Here is a 17,157-nt window from a genome sequence, read left to right on the forward strand (position 1 = left end):
ACAGACAAAGACTGAAAGGCTCCCCCGACATGAGCGACCTCGACCTTCGCAAGGCCCTGATCTCCGCCTGCCAGCAGATGAACGCGCTGGGCATCAACCAGGGCACGTCCGGCAACATCAGCGTCCGCCACGGCGACACGATGCTGATCTCGCCCTCCGCCACGCCCTATCACCTGATCGAGCCCGACATGATCGCCGCCATGCCGATCGAGGGCGAATACGGCGCCTGGACGGGCAAGCTGAAACCTTCGACCGAATGGCGCTTCCATCTCGACATCATGCGCGCCCGGCCTGAAGTGAACGCGATCGTCCACAGCCACCCCACCTTCGCGACCACGCTCGCCATCGCCCGGCGGGACATCGAGGCCTGCCACTACATGGTCGCGGCCTTTGGCGGGGTCGATGTGCGTTGCGCGCCCTATGCCACGTTCGGCACCAAGGAGCTTTCGGTGCATGCGCTGAAGGCGCTGGAAGGACGCATGGGCTGCCTGCTCGCCAATCACGGCATGATCGTGCTCGGCGAAAATCTCGACAAGGCGATGTGGCGCGCGGTCGAGCTCGAAACCATTTCGCGGCAGTATTACCACGCGCTCGTGCTCGGCAAGCCGCACATCCTCAGCGCCGCCGACATCGACGCAACGCTGGCCCAGTTCTCCGGCTACGGCCTGCAGGATGACGCCGGAGCCGATGCCGCATGAATGCGGACTACGATCTCCTGGTCATCGGCGGCGGCATCAACGGCGCGGGCATCGCCCGCGATGCCGCCGGCCGCGGCCTGAAAACCCTGCTCTGCGAGAAGGGCGATTTCGCCGAGGGCACGTCGTCGCGCTCGGGCAAGCTCGTGCATGGCGGGTTGCGCTATCTCGAATACTACGAGTTCCGCCTGGTGCGCGAGGCGCTGATCGAGCGCGAGGTGCTGCTGCGCGCCGCGCCGCACATCGTCTGGCCGATGCGCTTCGTGCTGCCGCACAGCCCGGAGCAGCGCCCGGCCTGGATGATCCGCCTCGGCCTGTTTCTCTACGATCATCTCGGCGGGCGCGAGAAGCTGCCCGGCACCCGAGCTCTCGACCTGCGCCGCGCGCCCGAGGGCGCGCCGATCCGCGCGGACTACGCCAGGGCCTTCGAATATTCCGATTGCTGGGTCGATGACGCGCGGCTGGTCGTCCTGAACGCGCTCGATGCCGCGGAACACGGCGCCGCCGTGCGCCCGCGCACCGCGGCCGCCTCGGCCCGGCGCGAGGGCGGGGTCTGGCACGTGACCCTGCGCGCCGCCGATGGCGCGACGGAAGCGGTGACGTCCCGCGTCCTGGTCAACGCCGCTGGTCCGTGGGTTGCCGGAGTCATGCAGGGCGTGATCGGGCTGAACACGCCGGCGAAGGTGCGCCTGGTCAAGGGCAGCCACATCGTCGTCCGCAAGTTCTGGGACGGTCCGCAGGCCTATCTCCTGCAGAACGACGACAAGCGGGTGATCTTCGTCAATCCCTATGAGGACGATCTCTGCCTGATCGGCACGACCGACATTCCCTATGACGGCGCCGCCGAAGATGTCGCGATCGATGCGGCGGAGCGCGCCTATCTGCTGCGCGCCGTCAACCGCTACATGAAGCGGCCGCTCACCGAAGACGATATCGTGGCCGAATTCTCCGGCATCCGCCCGCTATATGACGACAAGGCGGCGAACCCCTCGGCGGTGACGCGCGACTATGTCTTCGATATCGACGAGCAACCGGGCGAGGCGCCTTTGCTGTCGGTGTTCGGTGGCAAGATCACGACCTATCGCAAGCTCGCCGAGCACGCGCTGGAGCGGCTGCAGAAATTCCTCCCCGCGATGCGGGCCCCCTGGACCGGCGCGGCACCGCTGCCGGGCGGCGACATGGAGGGCGCCGATTTCGACCGGTTCCTTGCGGAGTTCCGGCGCGCCAAGCCCTTCCTGCCCGAAACCCTCGCCCATCACTACGCGCGGCTCTACGGCACCCGCGCCGCCGACGTGATCGGTGCTGCGGGTGATCTTGCCGGCCTCGGCCGGCATTTCGGCGGGCTGTTCTACGAATGCGAGGCCGATTATCTGCGCCGCGCCGAATGGGCGCGCGATGCGGACGACTATCTGGATCGCCGCACCAAGCACGGTCTGCACATGACCACCGCCGAGCGCGAGGCCTTCGCCGCCTGGGTGGCGGCATGAGCGCGGCGCCCGGCCGGGACGATCCGGCGCTTGCCGAACTCGTCGCCGCCTCGGCGCGGATCGGCGCCGATCCGCTGCTGGTGCAGGCCGCCGGCGGCAACACCTCGATCAAGCTCGGCGGGGCGATGTGGATCAAGGCTTCCGGCCAGTGGCTGGCGGATGCCGCTCGGCAGGACGTGATGGTGCCGGTCGATTTCGTTGCGCTGCGCGCAGCCTATGGCGAGGGTGGCGATGTCGAGAATGCGAAACGCTTCCTGATCGGCGGCGGTGTGTTGCGCCCCTCGATCGAGACGGCGATGCACGCGATGATGCCGCACCGGGTGGTTCTGCACGTCCATTGCGTTGCGACCATCGCGGCGGCCGTGCGCGCCGATGCCGAAGCCCGGCTCGCCGGCGCGCTCGCGGGGCTCGACTGGGGCTTCGTCCCCTATGTCCGCCCTGGCCAGCCGCTGGCCGATGGCGTGATGGCGCGGCCCGGCCATGCCATCTATGTATTCGGCAATCATGGGCTGACCGTCGGTGCGGAAACGGTGGAGGGTGCCGTGGCGTTGATCGAGACCGTGCGCGCCCGGCTCGCCGCTGTGGCGCGCCCGCTCGCGCCCGCCGATGACGCCGCCCTCGCGCGCGCCGCGGCAGGCTCCGGCTACGAAGCCGCGCCGCCCGAGATCGCCACGCTCGGCGCCGACCCGGCAAGTCTCGCCGTCGCCCGCGCCGGCTCGCTCTACCCCGACCATGTCATCTTCCTCGGCCCAGGCGTGCCGGAGCGGGTCGAATCCGGCGCACCGCTCGTGCTCGTGCCCGGCGCGGGCGCGCTGCTGCGGCGCGATGCCTCGGCCTCCGCCCGGGCAATGGCCCGCTGCATCGCCGATGTCGCCCGCCTCGTGCCGGCAGGTGCGGCGTTGAGCGTGCTGAGCGCCGACGAGGAGGCCGCGCTGCTCGGCTGGGAGGCGGAAGCCTATCGCAAGACATTGCAGCGCCCGGCATCCTGAGCCTGGCGTCAGCGCGCCGCCGGCAGCCGCCAGCCCCGATAGATCGCCATCATCCGCAGAAACACGCAGAGCGCGAGCCCGCTCCAGGCGGCAAGCGGCTGGGCGATGCCAAGGGCAGCGCCGGCCACCACCACCAGCGCGCCGGCCAGGGCGGCGACGGCGTAGATATCGGCGTGCAGCACGGTCGGCACCCGCATGGTCAGCACGTCGCGCACCATGCCGCCGCCGATCGCGCTGACCATGCCGAGAATCGCCGCCATCGGCCAGTTGATTCCGTAGTCCAGTGCCTTTTGCGTTCCGGCCACCGCGAACACGCCGAGCCCGATCGCATCGAAGAACAGCACCGGATGCGAAAGCCGCCTGAACAGGCCGAAACAGGCGAACACGAACAGCCCGCCGGCCAGCGCCAGGGCAAGATTGTGCCAGCTCGCCACCGATTCCGGCGGCACCGCGCCGATCATGACGTCGCGCAGGATGCCGCCGGAAACCGCGGTGACATAGGCGAGCACCAGAACGCCGAACACGTCCATCCGCTCCTGCACGCCGCGCGCCGCCCCGCTCATCGCGAAGACCAGCGTGCCGGTCATGTCGAGCCCGGCCACCAGCGGATGCACGATCCCCCCCGGGCTCACGCGCGGGATCCGGGAGCAGGGCGGAAGCGGCAGGAGGGGCGAGGAATCACGTTGGCACCGGCGGACGTTAGGATGGAAATGGCGGCAGACTTAGCTATTTTCAGATCGGGATACCATGGTCCATGGTGCAGCCCGCTGCATAGCCCACCGTGGAGGAAGCATTTGACCCGTCCGTCTGCCGGCCCCGCCGATCATCCAGAGACCGTCTCCGGCGACGACCCGCACGCCGCCATCCGTGCCGAAGTGGCGCGGCTCTGCGCCGGCTTTCCCGGCGCCTACTGGCGCGAGCTCGACCGTGAGGGGACATATCCCGAAGCCTTCGTCCGCGCCCTGGCGGAGGGCGGCTGGCTCGCCGCGCTGATCCCCGAGGAATATGGCGGCTCCGGCCTCGGCCTGTCCGCCGCCGCGGCGATCCTCGAGGAGGTGCAGCATGCCGGCTGCAACGGCGCGGCGTGCCATGCGCAGATGTATATCATGGGCGCGCTGTTGCGGCATGGCAGCGAGGCGCAGAAGGCGCGCTACCTGCCGCAGATCGCCCGCGGCGAACTGCGGCTGCAGGCCTTCGGCGTGACGGAGCCGACCAGCGGCACCGACACCACGGCGCTGCGCACCACCGCCCGGCGCGAGGGCGACCATTATGTCGTCAACGGCCAGAAGATCTGGACCTCGCGCGCCGAATATTCCGATCTGATGCTGCTGCTCGCCCGCACCACGCCGCGCGAGCAGGCGCAGAAACGCACCGACGGGCTTTCGGTCTTCCTGCTCGACATGCGCGAGGCGCGGCAGGCGGGCCTGACCATCCGGCCGATCCGCACGATGATGAATCATGCGACGACCGAAGTGTTTTTCGACAATGTCCGCGTGCCGGCGGAAAACCTGATCGGCGAGGAAGGCAGGGGCTTCCGCTACATCCTCTCCGGCATGAATGCCGAGCGCATCCTGATCGGCGCCGAATGCATCGGCGACGCCAAGTGGTTCATCGACAAGGCGACCGCCTACGCGAAGGAACGCGTTGTCTTCGGACGGCCGATCGGCCAGAATCAGGGCGTGCAGTTCCCGATCGCCAAAGCCTATGCGCGGATGCGCGCGGCGGAACTGATGGTCCATCGCGCCGCCGCGCTGTTCGAGGCGGGACAGAACTGCGGAGCCGAAGCCAACATGGCCAAGATGCTCGCCGCCGAAGCCTCGTGGGAGGCGGCGGAAATCTGCGTTCAGACGCACGGGGGCTTCGGCTTTGCCGAGGAATACGATGTCGAGCGGAAGTTCCGCGAAACCCGCCTCTACCAGGTCGCGCCGGTTTCGACGAACCTGATCCTTTCCTATCTCGCCGAACATGTGCTCGGCCTGCCGAGGTCCTACTGATGCCGGACCTGCCGCTCGCGGGCCTGCTCGTCGTCGCCATCGAGCAGGCCGTCGCCGCCCCGTTCTGCACGTCGCGCCTCGCCGATGCCGGGGCGCGGGTGATCAAGATCGAGCGGCCGGAAGGTGATTTCGCCCGTTTCTACGACGAGGCCACGCCCGCCGGCAGCTCCTATTTCGCCTGGCTCAACCGCGGCAAGGAATCCGTGGCGCTCGATCTGCGGCAACCGGCGGCGGTGAACCAACTCGCCGCCCTGATCGCCCGGGCCGACGTGCTCGTGCAGAACCTGAAACCCGGCGCGCTCGACCGGCTCGGCCTGCCGGTCGAGACATTGCGGCGCCGCCATCCGCGCCTGATCTGCTGCTCGATCACCGGCTACGGCGATGACGGCCCGCTCGCCGACCGCAAGGCATACGACTTGCTGATCCAGGCTGAATCCGGCCTCGCCTCGATCACCGGCGGGCCGGGCGAGCCGGCGCGGGTCGGCATTTCGGTGGTCGACATCTCGACCGGTGCCACCGCGCACGCCGCGATCCTCGAAGCGCTGATCGCCCGAGGCCGGACCGGCGAGGGGGCCGATATCCGGATCTCGATGTTCGACGTGATGGCTGACTGGCTGGCTGTGCCTCTGCTCAACACCGAGGCCGGAAACCCGCCCCGGCGCGTCGGGCTCGCCCATCCCTCGATCGCGCCCTATGGCGTTTTTGCTGCCAAGGATGGCCGGCAGCTGCTGATCTCGATCCAGAGTGAGCGCGAATGGCGCGTCTTCTGCCGCGACGTGCTGCTGATGCCGGACATGCCGCAGGACCCCCGCTTCGCCGACAACGTCGCGCGGGTGCGGCACCGGCACGACACCGACGCGGCGGTGGGCGCGGTCTTCGCAGCGCTGCCGGCGGCGGCGCTGATCGCGCGGCTGACGGAGGCCGGCATCGCCTTCGCCGAACTGAATGACATGGCCGCCCTCGTCCGCCACCCTCATCTGCGCCGCATCGCGGTCGGCAGCGCCGCGGGGCCGGTGTCGCTGCCCGCGCCGGCGCCGATCCTGCGCGGCGCGGCGCGCGATTACGGCCCGATCCCCGCGATCGGCGAGCACACGGAGACAGTTCTCGCCGAATTCGGATTGTCCCCGCCTCCGGAGCCCGCGCCATGACGATGATGCTCGATATCAATCACCTCAAATCCTGGATCGGCCGCACCGAAACCGCGCGCGATGTCGTCGCCCCCCGCCTCGTCCGCGAATTCGCCGCGACATTCGACCGCGACGATCCCGCGCCCCGCGCCGGCGATCCCGCGCCGCTCGCAATCCATTGGTGCCTCGCCCCGCCCACCGCGATCACCGCCGCCCTTGGGCCGGATGGTCACCCCGCGCGCGGCGGCTTCCTGCCGCCCGTGCCGCTGCCGCGCCGGATGTGGGCCGGCGGCACCTTGCGCTTCGCCGACCGGCTGCGCGTGGGCGACGAGGTGGAGCGCCGCTCGCGCATCGCGGATGTCGTGGTCAAGGAGGGGCGCGCCGGCCCGCTCTGCTTCGTCGCCGTCGATCACGAGATCGTCTCGCCACGCGGCCTCGCCCTGACCGAACGGCACGACATCGTCTACCGCGCGGCAGCGGGCGGTGGTGCGCCACCTGCCGAACCCGTGCCGCTGGGCCCGCCGCCGGAGGATGCCGAATGGCATCGCGACATGCAGGCCGGCCCGGTGACGCTGTTCCGCTATTCGGCGCTCACTTTCAACGGCCATCGCATCCACTACGACCGATCCTACGCGCGCGAGGCGGAATCGTATCCCGGCCTGATCGTCCACGGCCCGCTGCAGGCCACGCTGCTGCTCGACTTCGCCGCAGAGATTGGCGGCGCCGCGCCACGGCATTTCACGTTTCGCGGCCTCAGCCCGCTGTTCGACTTCATGCCCTTCCGGCTCGTCGCGCGGCGGACCGGCACGGGCCTCGCGCTGCGGACCGAAACCGGCACGGGCACAAGCACGATGGAAGCATCCGCCGACTGGTAAAGCGGTCATGCGACATGCTCCGCATGGCCGCGACGTGCGGGAAGCAGCGCCGCGCCGAACAGCATGGGCAACCGAAGCTCCGGCGCCATTCCGATTGTCATTCATGAGTTCGGATGCTATCCGGAACGGAATCTACCTCGAAGAGGTTCACAGCCCATGAACGTTCCGGTGCCGTCAGGATCGCGTGCGGCATACGACGGCCTGGACGAGCGCGGCCTGATCGCTGACGCGCGGTCGTTGCGGACGTAAATCGACATGCGCTGGCCATTTCTAACATTCGGGAACCTTGCGCTGCTTGCCCGTGCATGCCGGAATGCTGCCGGACATCCGGTTTGCCCCGGGCCTGCGGGTTCCGGTGAACCTGAGGAGGAATTGTGACAATCGATCCCGAATTGCTGCTGAATTTTCCGATCCCCGACATCAGGCAACGCGTTACGCCCCGTGACGTCGCGTTTTATGCGTTGTCGGTCGGCATGGCGCAGGATCCGGCCGATCCGCGCCAGCTCGACTTTGTCGATCAACACCGCCAGCTGCACGCTCTGCCGTGGATGGCGCTCGTGCTGGGGCATCCGGGATTCTGGCTTACTGATCCGCGCATCGGGGTCGACGCGGTCCGTCTCGTGCATGGGGAACAGGCGCTCGAGCAGCATTTGCCGCTGCCCGTCGAGGGCGAGATCGTCGGGCGCACACGGGTGACCGGCCTGGTCGACAAGGGGGCCGGCCGCGGCGCGTTGCTCTACATGGAAAAGCAGGTTCTGGATGCGGCGAGTGGCGCGCTCTACGCCACGGCTCGCAGCACCACGTTCCTGCGCGGCGACGGCGGTTTCGGTGGCCCCACCGGCCCGGTGCGGCGGCCGCCGCCGGTGCCGGGCGGCCCGCCGGATTTCGTCGTCGAACTGCCGACCCGGCCGGAACAGGCGCTGTTCTATCGCCTCAACGGCGACGACAATCCCCTGCATGCCGACCCCGCCGTGGCCGCGGCCGCCGGTTTCGAGCGGCCGATCCTGCATGGGTTGTGCACCCTCGGCGTGGTCGCGCATGCGCTGCTGCGGACCCTCGGCGATTACGATGCGACCCGCTTCCGCGAGCTCCAGCTCCGCTTCACCGCCCCCGTCCTGCCCGGCGAGACGATCCGCACCGAGATCTGGCGCGATGGATCGTTCCGCGCCCGCGTGGCCGAACGCAATGTCATGATCGTCAACCACGGTCTCGCGCGATTTGCCGAGGCTGGCGCGTCGCCGTGACTCGCGCCGTCGCCCCGCCGCGCGAGAAGATCCTCGACGGCTCGTCGCTCATGCCGACGCTCGCCTGGAAGGCCGGCATGCAGGCTGCGCAGCTTCTCGGCGCCGATCATCGCGAGGGCCGCGCAGCCTTCTTCGCAAAGAGGGCGGCGGCATTCCGCGGTGAATAGACGATCCGGCCCGCCATTCCGCGGCGGTCGCCGGTGACGCGCAAGAGGACCATGAACGAGATGCACGCAGCGCCGATGTTGGAAGGCCGGGTCGCCATCGTCACGGGGGCGGGCAGCGGTATCGGCCGCGCCGTTGCAGTCGCGATGGCCGCCGCCGGCGCCGCTGTGGTGATCGCGGATATCGGCGTCTCGCCGGCCGGCGAAGGCGGCTCCTCGGTTCCGGCCGAGCAGACGAAGCTGATCATCGAGGCGGGCGGCGGCCGTGCCGTCGTCTGTGGCGAGACGGTCAGCCGTTGGGACTCTGCCCGCCGCATCGTCGAGACCGCGTTCGACGCTTTCGGTCGCCTCGACATCGTGGTCAATAACGCCGGAATCCTGCGCGATGCAATCTTCCACCGAATGACGCCGGAGGACTGGCTTTCGGTGGTCGGCGTTCACCTGAACGGCAGCTTCTTCGTCAGCCGTGCCGCCGCCGAACATTTCCGCCGCCAGGAATCCGGCGCCTTCGTGCACATGACCGGCACGTCAGGGTTGATCGGCAATGCCGGTCAGGCGAACTATGCGGCGGCGAAGCTCGGCATTGTCGGCCTGTCGCGGTCGATCGCGATCGACATGCAACGTTACAATGTCCGTTCCAATGCCGTTGCGCCTTTCGCCTGGACGCGCGCGGCCAGCGCGTTCCGCGCCGAAACGGAGGATGACAGGGCTCGCATGGCACGCCTTCAGCAAATCAATCCCGAGCATAATGCGCCGCTCGCCGTCTTTCTCGCCTCGGACGCGGCACGCGACGTGACCGGCCAGGTTTTCACCATCCGCCGGAACGAGATCTTCGTGATGAGCCAGAGCCGGCCATTGCGCTCCGTGCAGCGCGATGGCGGATGGACGCCGGAACTGCTCCGCGATCATGCATTTCCCGCGCTGCGTTCGTCGCTGACGCCGCTGGAGCGCAGCCACGACGTGTTTTCCTGGGAGCCGGTCTGACGAGCGACAGCGCGCCGGAAGGCATGGCGCACTCGCGCGCTTTCCGATCCTGCCGGATCGGATGACGCTCTAACGGCCGTTGAGCGTGATCGTGACCTGGCCGGCCGGCAGACCGAGATCGCCGGGCTTGGCGGTCAGCTCGTCCCAGAGCGCAACCCGGCCGCGGTCCGGCACGCGGATGACCACCGGCGGGGAGGCGATCCCTGTGCCGGTGGTACGGGCCAGTGCCGCATCAGGCAGGGCAACCAGCCGTAGCCCGGCGAAATCTCCCGGCCGCGGGGCCGCGGGGCCGGCCGCATATGAAGGCCCCGCAGCCCACAGCGCGATGCCGCAGCCGAGCAGAAGGGCGGTCGCGCGCCGCGCTACGCTAACGGAGATTGCGCGTCGCATCGGTCATGGCCTGGGATATCATCATGGCATGCGCCTGGCCGGTCAGCAGCGTGGACATGCCGGTCGTGCCGATATCCACCGCGATCTGGTTCTGAATCAGCGCATTGTTCGCCGTATTGGCGATGATGGTGGCGATGCCGCTTGAGGAGAAGGTGGTCGCGACATTGGTGCCGCCGACATTCGAGACGCTGTGCACCAGGGCCGCCGGGGAAGTCATGGTCGGGGCGGGAAGGGGCGTCGGAACAGACGGGGTGGCAGTGTTGGGAGCGGGCGGCGTCGGCGGGGCCGAACCCGTCGCGCCGACCGATGGCGTCGTGGTCGTCGCGATCGAGGGCAGCGACAGTGCCGCGGTCGCCGGGCCGAACGCGAGATGGATTTGCGGGATCGCCACGGCGGCGATGACCGTGCCGTTCACGGTGGTCACCTGCCGGTAGGCGAAGTCGACCGTCAGTTGCGGCGTCAGGTCGAATCCGCCGCGGATCGAGGCAAGGCGCGCATCGCTCAGCGCCGCGCCGGCCCCGAGCGCCGCGAATGGCCCCGCGGCCTGCGCCGATGCCGCGCCCCCGGCCGTGAAGGCCCCGAGCAGCGCGGCACTGCGGAGAATACGCGAAATCGCGGAACGATCGGTCATGGTCATGGTCCTTTCGTGGGCGTCATGCCGCGAGCCGCTTCAGAAGCGGTTCGCGATCGGGATCGTCACCTCCTGCAGCCTGGCGAGGCTCAGCGCATAGCGCGCGATCTCGGTCGGCGCCGGAGGGCTCCCCTGCCAGAGCGACGGATCGTTGTAGTTTTTCTGTGCGATCTCCGCCTGGCTGAGGATGAGGAAGAAGATGCCGCTCCATTGCTTGCGGAATCGCGCGACGCTCTCCGATCGCAGGCCGACCGCCGGATCGGAGAGCAGCACGCGGCCTTCCGCGATACTGCGGACAACGACGAAATGATGGTAGCCATGGTCGTTGATCAGCACGATCGCCGGCACATGCAGCCCTGCGAGCTTCGAGAGCGGCGCGTCGAACCCGCCGGAGGGAATGCCCTCGCGCGCGAGATAGGTCTTCATGTCGAGCAGCGAGAAGCCGTATCGCTCGATCGCCTCGCGATTGCCGTTCCGGAACATGGAGAGGAAGACCTTCTTCTCCGTCACCGGCCGATGATAGGCATAGGTCAGAAGCGTTGCGAGCGCCGCCGATCCGCAGGAAAAATCATAGGCCTGGTGAATCGTCTGGCTGAACCGCATCGACTCGAAACTCTGGATCGGCATGTTGACGCTGCCGGCACCGAGGCTCAGTCCGTTGATCGGAAAATTGCCCGCGGCCGCCGGCCCGGCAATCCCGCAGGCGAGGCAGAGGGCTGCCAGAATGGCGCGGCATCCCGGCGCATGCGTGCCGGAAAGCCTGGTCCGGTCGCGAGGCTGAGGGGTCTGCGTCATCGTCGTCCCTCTCGGAAATTGCGCCGCCGCGGAAACGGCCGCGGCGGCGCGGTGGCGTCAGTGCATCGTCACGTTGATGGTCATCGTGTTCTGGATCAGCGCGTTGTTGCCGCTGTTCTGGAACACCGTGGTGATTCCGGCATTGTTGTTGATTGCGTTGCTGGCGCTTACCGTTCCGGTAACCGCGCCGCGGCCGACCGATCCGCTCACGGAGCCGTCGGACGTGGCGTTCTGGATCACGACGCCGCCTGCGCGCAGCCGGCCCAGGGCGGCGCCGTGCAGCTCGTTGCCCTTCAGCGCGCCGAGCAGCGACGTATCCGGGGCGCCATTGCCTGCCGCGCGGGCGAAAGGCGGCGCCACGATCATCGCGCAGCCGATCAGCGCGAGGCTGGCCACGGTCACCCGCACTATCCGCCGCGCCACGCCGGTCGTCCGGCCATCAAGCCTGTCCATCGCACTCTCTCCCGAAAGCCATGGCCCGGACGGGCCGGACCATGGCGGTTCCATTCGATGTCGTCCGGGCCGCGTGAGGCCCGGACGGACCGATCAATGGAACACGGAGGTGTTGGAACTGCCCGAAACCACGGACGACAGCGCGACCGTGTTCTGCTGCAGCGAGTTCACGCCGGCGTTGACCTGCGCCGTCACGATGCCGGTGCCGTTCGCCGTGTTGTTGAGGGAGGCGTTCATCGAAACCACCGGTGCTCCGGATGAACCTTTGCCGTGCCGTCCGTACGTCCTGTCCATGCCGCCCGGCCCGCCGCTGCCGCCGCCGCTCGCCATGGCGCCGGCCATGACCGAGCCGTTCGTCGTCGCGGTGGCGAGGTGGTAGTTCGAGATCGTCTTGTAGCTGTTCGCGAAGTTCGACAGCGAGGCGCTGATCGCCAGGCTGTGGTTGTTCGCCGCCACGCCGCCGGACGACGCCGCCGCCATGTTGGTCTCGGTCTCGTTGTTCGAGTTGGCCGTCCGGCTCGACCAGGACTGGTGGTTTGAGTTGGTCGTGTTGGTCGTGTTGGTTGTGTTGTAGCTCGACGTTGTCGAGCCGCCGGGGCTCGGGGGGCCGGGCGGGTTTGCGTGGGCCACGCCAAAGCCGAGCCCGAGGGCGAGGGCCGAGACGCCGGCGAAAAGAAGGGAAGTCCGCATGGGTCACTCCTGTGGTTCGGGTTGCGTGGGCCGGGTCGCTGCGTGCGCCGCGGCCCCTGCAGCCGCGGGCCGGATGGCGGATCCCGCATCTGCATGAACATTCATCAGCAAGCCGCGTGCCAATCCGCGCATGATGGTCAATGGGCTGAAAAACAAGGGAAAAATGGTGTCTGGCCCGATTCCGCCGGCTGGCCGCGCCGTATCATGAAACGGCTCATGAAACGCGTGATACGGATACATGTGCGATCCCTCAGAACCGGATCGGCACGTCGATGAGCACCTTCGCGACGGGCGCATTCGGGCCCGCGCCGATGCCGACGCCGAGATTGATCGTGGTGGATTTCGAGAGCTGGTAGCCGACGCCGAAATTGAACGTCCCGAAATCGTAGGAAGACCCCTTCACCGCCGCATGGTTGAACGTCGCGCCGAAAACGTGTTCCTGCTGGTAGCTCAACGTGAACGTGGTCTGATCGTTGAGGGCGAACCCGATGCCGAACGTGGCGGCCACCGCGTCGCCCGGCTTGGCGTCCGCCGGAATCGGCGGTCCGCCGCCAGGATCCTGCACCTCTACCGTCCGGCCGAAATTGTGGATGTAAAGCAGGTTGGCGAACAGTATCCCCGGTGCCGTCGGGTAGAGCACCGTCAGGCTGGGTTCAAGCGAATAGAACCCCGTGCCGGTCGGCACCTTCTTCTGGATGCCGGAGATGATCCCGCCGTTCGGATCGTTGGTGGTGTAGACCGGCACCGAGAACGGGCTCGTGCCCGTCGCGGTCTTGAAGATCGCGTTTCCGACCAGGATCGGCATGCCGTCGGCGCCTGAATTGAACTGGTAGCTGGCGCCGAACTGGATGTCGCCGAGTCCCGCCGCATGGGCGCTCGGGGCGAGCACGTTCACCGTCGTCCCGCCGCCGCTCTGCTGCAGGATCGATTGGGTGACGGTCTCCTGATAGGCGTAGACGAAGGGAATCTTGGCGCTCAGTTCCAGCCGGTCGGTCAGGCCGTAGCGCAGGGTCAGCGCCGGCGTGATCACGCTCTGCCGCACGCGCGCGAGCAGAAGCTGACCAAAGGTGATGCCGGGCAGGATGGTGAACCCGTTCAGGCTCAGCTGGTCTTCCGCCGAGTAGTCGTATTCGAGCGAGGGATCGATCACGAGCGTGCCGCGCGGGGTCAGCACGCCGCCGACCGATTGCAGCGGCGAAGTCTGGAGGACCCTCGCTTCCCGCCGTTCCTTCGGCTTGGGTTCGGTGATCGGCGCCGAGGTCTGTTCCGCCGATGGCGGTGCGGTATCAGCGGGCGCCGTGGCGTCGGCGGGATTTTGTGCGGCGACGGTCGGTCCCGGTCCCGCCCCCCTGATGCGCCGCATCTCGGCATCGAGCAGCGCGCCCTGGCGGTCGAGCTCCGCGCGCTCGTGGTCGAGTTCGGCCCGTGTCTTCTCCAGCCGCGCCTCCGCGCGCGCGATGCTGGCCCGCAACTGTTCGAGCGACGCGCCGTCGCCCGCCGCCTCGGCCGGCGCCGCAGCCGCGGGCAGGGCGAATCCCGTCGCCGCGAGCAGCGCCGCCGCCGCCGTGGCCCGGCGGCGCCGTCTGGTATCAGTCCTCATCAATGGTCTCCCTGTTTGGGTCGGTCGTCGCCGCGCGCTGCAGCACGCGGTAAAGCGTGACGCGGGCAATCCCGAGCTCCCGCGCGGCCCTGGCGCGGTTCTGGCCGCACCGTGCCAGGGCCGCGAGCACGGCCTCGCGGTCGATTGCGCCATGCGGGCCGGTGGCGACCCGTTGCCGTGCCGTCTCTCGTGGCGCGGGCAGGGCGAGGTCGGCCGCCTCGATCAGCCGTCCGCTGGCCATCACCGCGGCGCGCCGAACGGTCGAGACCAGTTCGCGCACATTGCCCGGCCAGCCGTGCCGGCGCAGCGCCGCCAGCGCCTCGGGCGAGAACCCGTCGATCGCGAGGCCGAGTTCGCGGACGGCGCTGCGCAGCACGACCATGGCGAGGAGCTCGATATCGCCGTCCCTGGCGCGCAGCGGTGGCATCTCGATCTGCAGGACGTTGAGCCGGTAGAACAGATCCTCGCGGAACCGCCCGTCCTCGATCGCGCGGTGGAGATCGACATGGGTGGCGGCGATGACGCGGGTGCGCACGCTGACCGGCTCGCGCCCGCCAAGGCGAAAGATCTGCCCCTCCTGAAGGAATCGCAGCAGATGACCCTGCAATTCGAGAGGCAGGTCGCCGATCTCGTCCAGGAAGAGAGAGCCGCCATCGGCCATCTCGATCAGCCCGACCCGCCGGGCGGCGGCCCCGGTAAAGGCGCCTTTCTCGTAGCCGAACAGTTCCGAGGCAATCAGGCTGGCGGGCAGGGCGGCGCAGTTGATCGCCACGAAACGGCCGTCGCAGGCGTTTGACCGGTCATGGATCGCGCGGGCGGCGAGTTCCTTTCCCGTGCCGGTCTCCCCGGTGATGAGCACTGGCGCATCGACAGGTGCGAATCGCCGGATCAGCTCGAATGTCCTGAGCATCGCCGGAGACTGGCCGACCATTACCCGGTCCGCTGCCGCTCTGCCGCCCGCACCGCCGGTATGGGCCTGTGCCCCGTTGCCAAAGACGGACTCGGCAGGTCGGGCGGCGAAACCTTCGTAAGCGGTATGTCGCATGGCCTCCCCACTCCGTGGATCGCGGGGGGGATGCTATCAACGCGGCCTCATGAAATTATTGCAGAATGTATTAAAAATATTACGATATGATCCAGAATATAGTGATAGAAAATAATCTTTAAAAATACAACCAGAAATTTTGTTGAAAAGGTCATTTCCGTCGAAATAGTACCTATCGTTATTATTCTTCTGGATGATGCGCCAAGATTTAAAAAACGAGACTTTTCTATTTCATGGGCCAATGAAATATATTGCAATTTCCGCATATGAATGAAAATCTGACGCACTGGTCCGGTTTTTTTTCGCCTTCCCGATCGGGCAAAACGGTTCTTTAACCAAGAGCTGGCATGCATGCGCGACGCGTCTGTGGAGGCATGCAGTGCTCAACAAGCTTTCGATCCGTTACCAGTTTGCCGCGCTCGGTGCGTTCGGCATCGTGATGACGCTTATCGCCATGGTTCTCGGGCTTCTTGCCTCCTACCAGATCGGAATGCAGGGCAGAAAGGCGGAAATCCGCGCCCTTGTCAGTGATGCCGTCAACATCACCAGCAGCTTCGTCAAGATGGCGGAGAGCGGATCCATGCCGCAGCCGCAGGCGAAGGCGCTCGCGCTCAAGGCGCTCGGCGCCGCCCGGTTCGATCATGGCGACTACTATTTCGTGGACAGCCGCAAGGGCATCGGCCTTCAGCATGTCGACAAGGCCTTGATCGGCACCGACCGCTATGATGCGAAGGACATGTTCGGCCACTACACCGACCGGGTCATGATCGATTCGATCCGCGCGGGGCACCCTGCCTTCGGCCACTATTACATGCCCAAGGCTGGATCGACGAAACCCGAGCCCAAGATCTCCTTCATGGGCCAGGTTCCCGGCTGGGGCTGGTACATCGGCACTGGCGCCTACATCAACGACATCAACGCCGAGTTCTGGCGCAATGTCTCGCGTTTCGCCGCGATCTTCGTGCCGATCTTCGCGCTGTTCCTCATCGTGATGTATCTCATCCAGCGCAAGATCAGCTCGATCCTGCGGGCGATGACCGCGGCGATGACCCAACTCGCACGGGGAGATTTCGAGGCCCTCGTGCCGTTCACCGACCGCAAGGACGAAATCGGGGGAATGGCGCGCGCGGTCGAGATCTTCAAGTCGGCGGGCATCGAGAAGGCGCGGCTGGAGGCCGAGGCCGCGGCGCTCGCCCGCCAGCGCGAGACCGAGCGCGCCCGCGCCGATGCCGAACGCGAGGCCGCCGCCAAGCAGCTGGCCCTTGTTCTCGATGCCGTCGCCGGCGGCCTCGAACAACTGGCGGCCGGCCGGCTCACCTTCCGCCTGAACGAGGCCTTCTCGTCCGAATACGAGCGTCTTCGCAACGATTTCAATGTTGCGATGGACCGCCTGCAGGAGGCGATGCGCGTTGTGGCCGCCAACACGTCGGCGATCCGCTCCGGAACGAACGAGATTTCCTCGGCCGCCGATGATCTCTCGCGCCGCACCGAGCAGCAGGCCGCCACCCTCGAGGAAACCGCCGCAGCACTCGAAGAGATCACCGCGACGGTGCGCAAGACCGCGGAGGCCGCGGTCCATGCGCGCGGTGTCGTCGATACGGCGCAGCACGACGCCCAGCGCGGCGGCGCCGTGGTGTCCCAGGCCGTGCAGGCGATGGGCGAGATCGAGGCGTCGTCGAAGCAGATCGGCAACATCATCGGCGTGATCGACGAGATCGCCTTCCAGACCAACCTGCTGGCGCTGAACGCGGGTGTCGAGGCGGCGCGGGCCGGCGAGGCGGGGCGCGGTTTCGCCGTGGTCGCCTCCGAGGTGCGCGCGCTGGCGCAGCGTTCGGCCGACGCGGCCAAGGAGATCAAGACGCTGATTTCCGCATCGAACCAGCAGGTGGTCGCGGGGGTCGACCTGGTCGGGCAGACCGGCCGGGCGCTGGAGCGGATCGTTGCCCAGATCGGCGAGATCAACGGCGTCGTCGGCGAAATCGCCGCCTCGGCGC

18 protein-coding genes are annotated in these 17,157 nt (G+C 67.7%); 10 read left to right on the top strand and 8 right to left on the bottom strand.

Annotated features, from left to right (window positions below; genetic code table 11):
* Positions 1-29: 29 nt before the first annotated feature.
* Genes RT91_RS08075 through RT91_RS08085 form a run of 3 tightly spaced genes read left to right on the top strand, consistent with a single transcriptional unit; the run spans position 30 to position 3,171 of the window.
* Positions 30-698, top strand: coding sequence for a class II aldolase/adducin family protein (locus RT91_RS08075; protein WP_007422608.1), 669 nt, complete (start codon positions 30-32; stop codon positions 696-698).
* The gene (locus tag RT91_RS08080) at positions 695-2,182 is read left to right on the top strand and encodes a glycerol-3-phosphate dehydrogenase (RefSeq protein WP_035186654.1); all 1,488 of its coding nucleotides are present in this window, start codon (positions 695-697) and stop codon (positions 2,180-2,182) included. The genes RT91_RS08075 and RT91_RS08080 overlap by 4 nt, the downstream gene beginning before the upstream one ends.
* Positions 2,179-3,171 carry a class II aldolase/adducin family protein gene (locus RT91_RS08085; RefSeq protein ID WP_035186656.1) on the top strand — a complete coding sequence of 331 codons (993 nt, stop codon included), beginning with the start codon at positions 2,179-2,181 and terminating at the stop codon, positions 3,169-3,171. The genes RT91_RS08080 and RT91_RS08085 overlap by 4 nt, the downstream gene beginning before the upstream one ends.
* A gap of 8 nt (positions 3,172-3,179) precedes the next feature.
* On the opposite strand, the gene RT91_RS08090 is transcribed toward RT91_RS08085, so the two are convergent.
* Complete coding sequence (locus RT91_RS08090) at positions 3,180-3,803, bottom strand: trimeric intracellular cation channel family protein (protein ID WP_007422638.1); 624 nt, start codon at positions 3,801-3,803, stop codon at positions 3,180-3,182.
* Between the two features lie 162 nt (positions 3,804-3,965).
* Between RT91_RS08090 and RT91_RS08095 the strand changes: the two genes are divergently transcribed.
* The 6 genes from RT91_RS08095 to RT91_RS08115 all read left to right on the top strand — a co-directional run bounded on the left by RT91_RS08095 (position 3,966) and on the right by RT91_RS08115 (position 9,559).
* Complete coding sequence (locus RT91_RS08095) at positions 3,966-5,165, top strand: acyl-CoA dehydrogenase family protein (protein ID WP_007422637.1); 1,200 nt, start codon at positions 3,966-3,968, stop codon at positions 5,163-5,165.
* A complete protein-coding gene (locus RT91_RS08100; RefSeq protein WP_012040154.1) occupies positions 5,165-6,313 on the top strand; it encodes a CaiB/BaiF CoA-transferase family protein in 1,149 nt (382 codons plus the stop codon). Before RT91_RS08095 ends, RT91_RS08100 begins: the two co-directional genes overlap by 1 nt.
* Complete coding sequence (locus RT91_RS08105; protein WP_035186659.1) at positions 6,310-7,167, top strand: MaoC family dehydratase N-terminal domain-containing protein; 858 nt, start codon at positions 6,310-6,312, stop codon at positions 7,165-7,167. Before RT91_RS08100 ends, RT91_RS08105 begins: the two co-directional genes overlap by 4 nt.
* 374 nt (positions 7,168-7,541) lie before the next feature.
* Complete coding sequence (locus RT91_RS08110; RefSeq protein ID WP_035186661.1) at positions 7,542-8,411, top strand: MaoC/PaaZ C-terminal domain-containing protein; 870 nt, start codon at positions 7,542-7,544, stop codon at positions 8,409-8,411.
* Positions 8,408-8,578, top strand: a complete 171-nt coding sequence (locus RT91_RS21975) for a hypothetical protein (protein WP_013640893.1) — start codon at positions 8,408-8,410, stop codon at positions 8,576-8,578. Before RT91_RS08110 ends, RT91_RS21975 begins: the two co-directional genes overlap by 4 nt.
* A gap of 51 nt (positions 8,579-8,629) precedes the next feature.
* Positions 8,630-9,559, top strand: a complete 930-nt coding sequence (locus RT91_RS08115; protein WP_152982811.1) for an SDR family oxidoreductase — start codon at positions 8,630-8,632, stop codon at positions 9,557-9,559.
* A gap of 69 nt (positions 9,560-9,628) precedes the next feature.
* Here RT91_RS08115 and RT91_RS08120 read toward each other — a convergent pair whose 3' ends face one another.
* The 7 genes from RT91_RS08120 to RT91_RS08150 form a co-directional block, all read right to left on the bottom strand.
* On the bottom strand, positions 9,629-9,949 hold the full coding sequence (locus RT91_RS08120; RefSeq protein ID WP_012040158.1) for a hypothetical protein: 321 nt from the start codon (positions 9,947-9,949) through the stop codon (positions 9,629-9,631).
* On the bottom strand, positions 9,927-10,580 hold the full coding sequence (locus tag RT91_RS08125) for a hypothetical protein (protein WP_007422631.1): 654 nt from the start codon (positions 10,578-10,580) through the stop codon (positions 9,927-9,929). The genes RT91_RS08120 and RT91_RS08125 overlap by 23 nt, the downstream gene beginning before the upstream one ends.
* A gap of 39 nt (positions 10,581-10,619) precedes the next feature.
* Complete coding sequence (locus RT91_RS08130; RefSeq protein WP_012040160.1) at positions 10,620-11,375, bottom strand: C39 family peptidase; 756 nt, start codon at positions 11,373-11,375, stop codon at positions 10,620-10,622.
* A 57-nt stretch (positions 11,376-11,432) separates the two neighbouring features.
* Positions 11,433-11,828: a hypothetical protein gene (locus RT91_RS08135; RefSeq protein WP_035186664.1), complete on the bottom strand. Its 396-nt coding sequence runs from the start codon at positions 11,826-11,828 to the stop codon at positions 11,433-11,435.
* 93 nt (positions 11,829-11,921) lie between these two features.
* Positions 11,922-12,518, bottom strand: a complete 597-nt coding sequence (locus RT91_RS08140; RefSeq protein ID WP_013640897.1) for a hypothetical protein — start codon at positions 12,516-12,518, stop codon at positions 11,922-11,924.
* A 250-nt stretch (positions 12,519-12,768) separates the two neighbouring features.
* Positions 12,769-14,118: a hypothetical protein gene (locus tag RT91_RS08145; RefSeq protein WP_035186666.1), complete on the bottom strand. Its 1,350-nt coding sequence runs from the start codon at positions 14,116-14,118 to the stop codon at positions 12,769-12,771.
* Positions 14,108-15,163 carry a sigma-54-dependent Fis family transcriptional regulator gene (locus RT91_RS08150; protein WP_012040163.1) on the bottom strand — a complete coding sequence of 352 codons (1,056 nt, stop codon included), beginning with the start codon at positions 15,161-15,163 and terminating at the stop codon, positions 14,108-14,110. The genes RT91_RS08145 and RT91_RS08150 overlap by 11 nt, the downstream gene beginning before the upstream one ends.
* Before the next feature lie 379 nt (positions 15,164-15,542).
* Between RT91_RS08150 and RT91_RS08155 the strand changes: the two genes are divergently transcribed.
* A partial coding sequence (locus RT91_RS08155) for a methyl-accepting chemotaxis protein (RefSeq protein ID WP_035186671.1) occupies positions 15,543-17,157 on the top strand: 1,615 nt, incomplete at its 3' end.

The sequence above is a fragment of the Acidiphilium sp. JA12-A1 genome, assembly GCF_000724705.2.
Lineage (GTDB): Bacteria > Pseudomonadota > Alphaproteobacteria > Acetobacterales > Acetobacteraceae > Acidiphilium > Acidiphilium multivorum.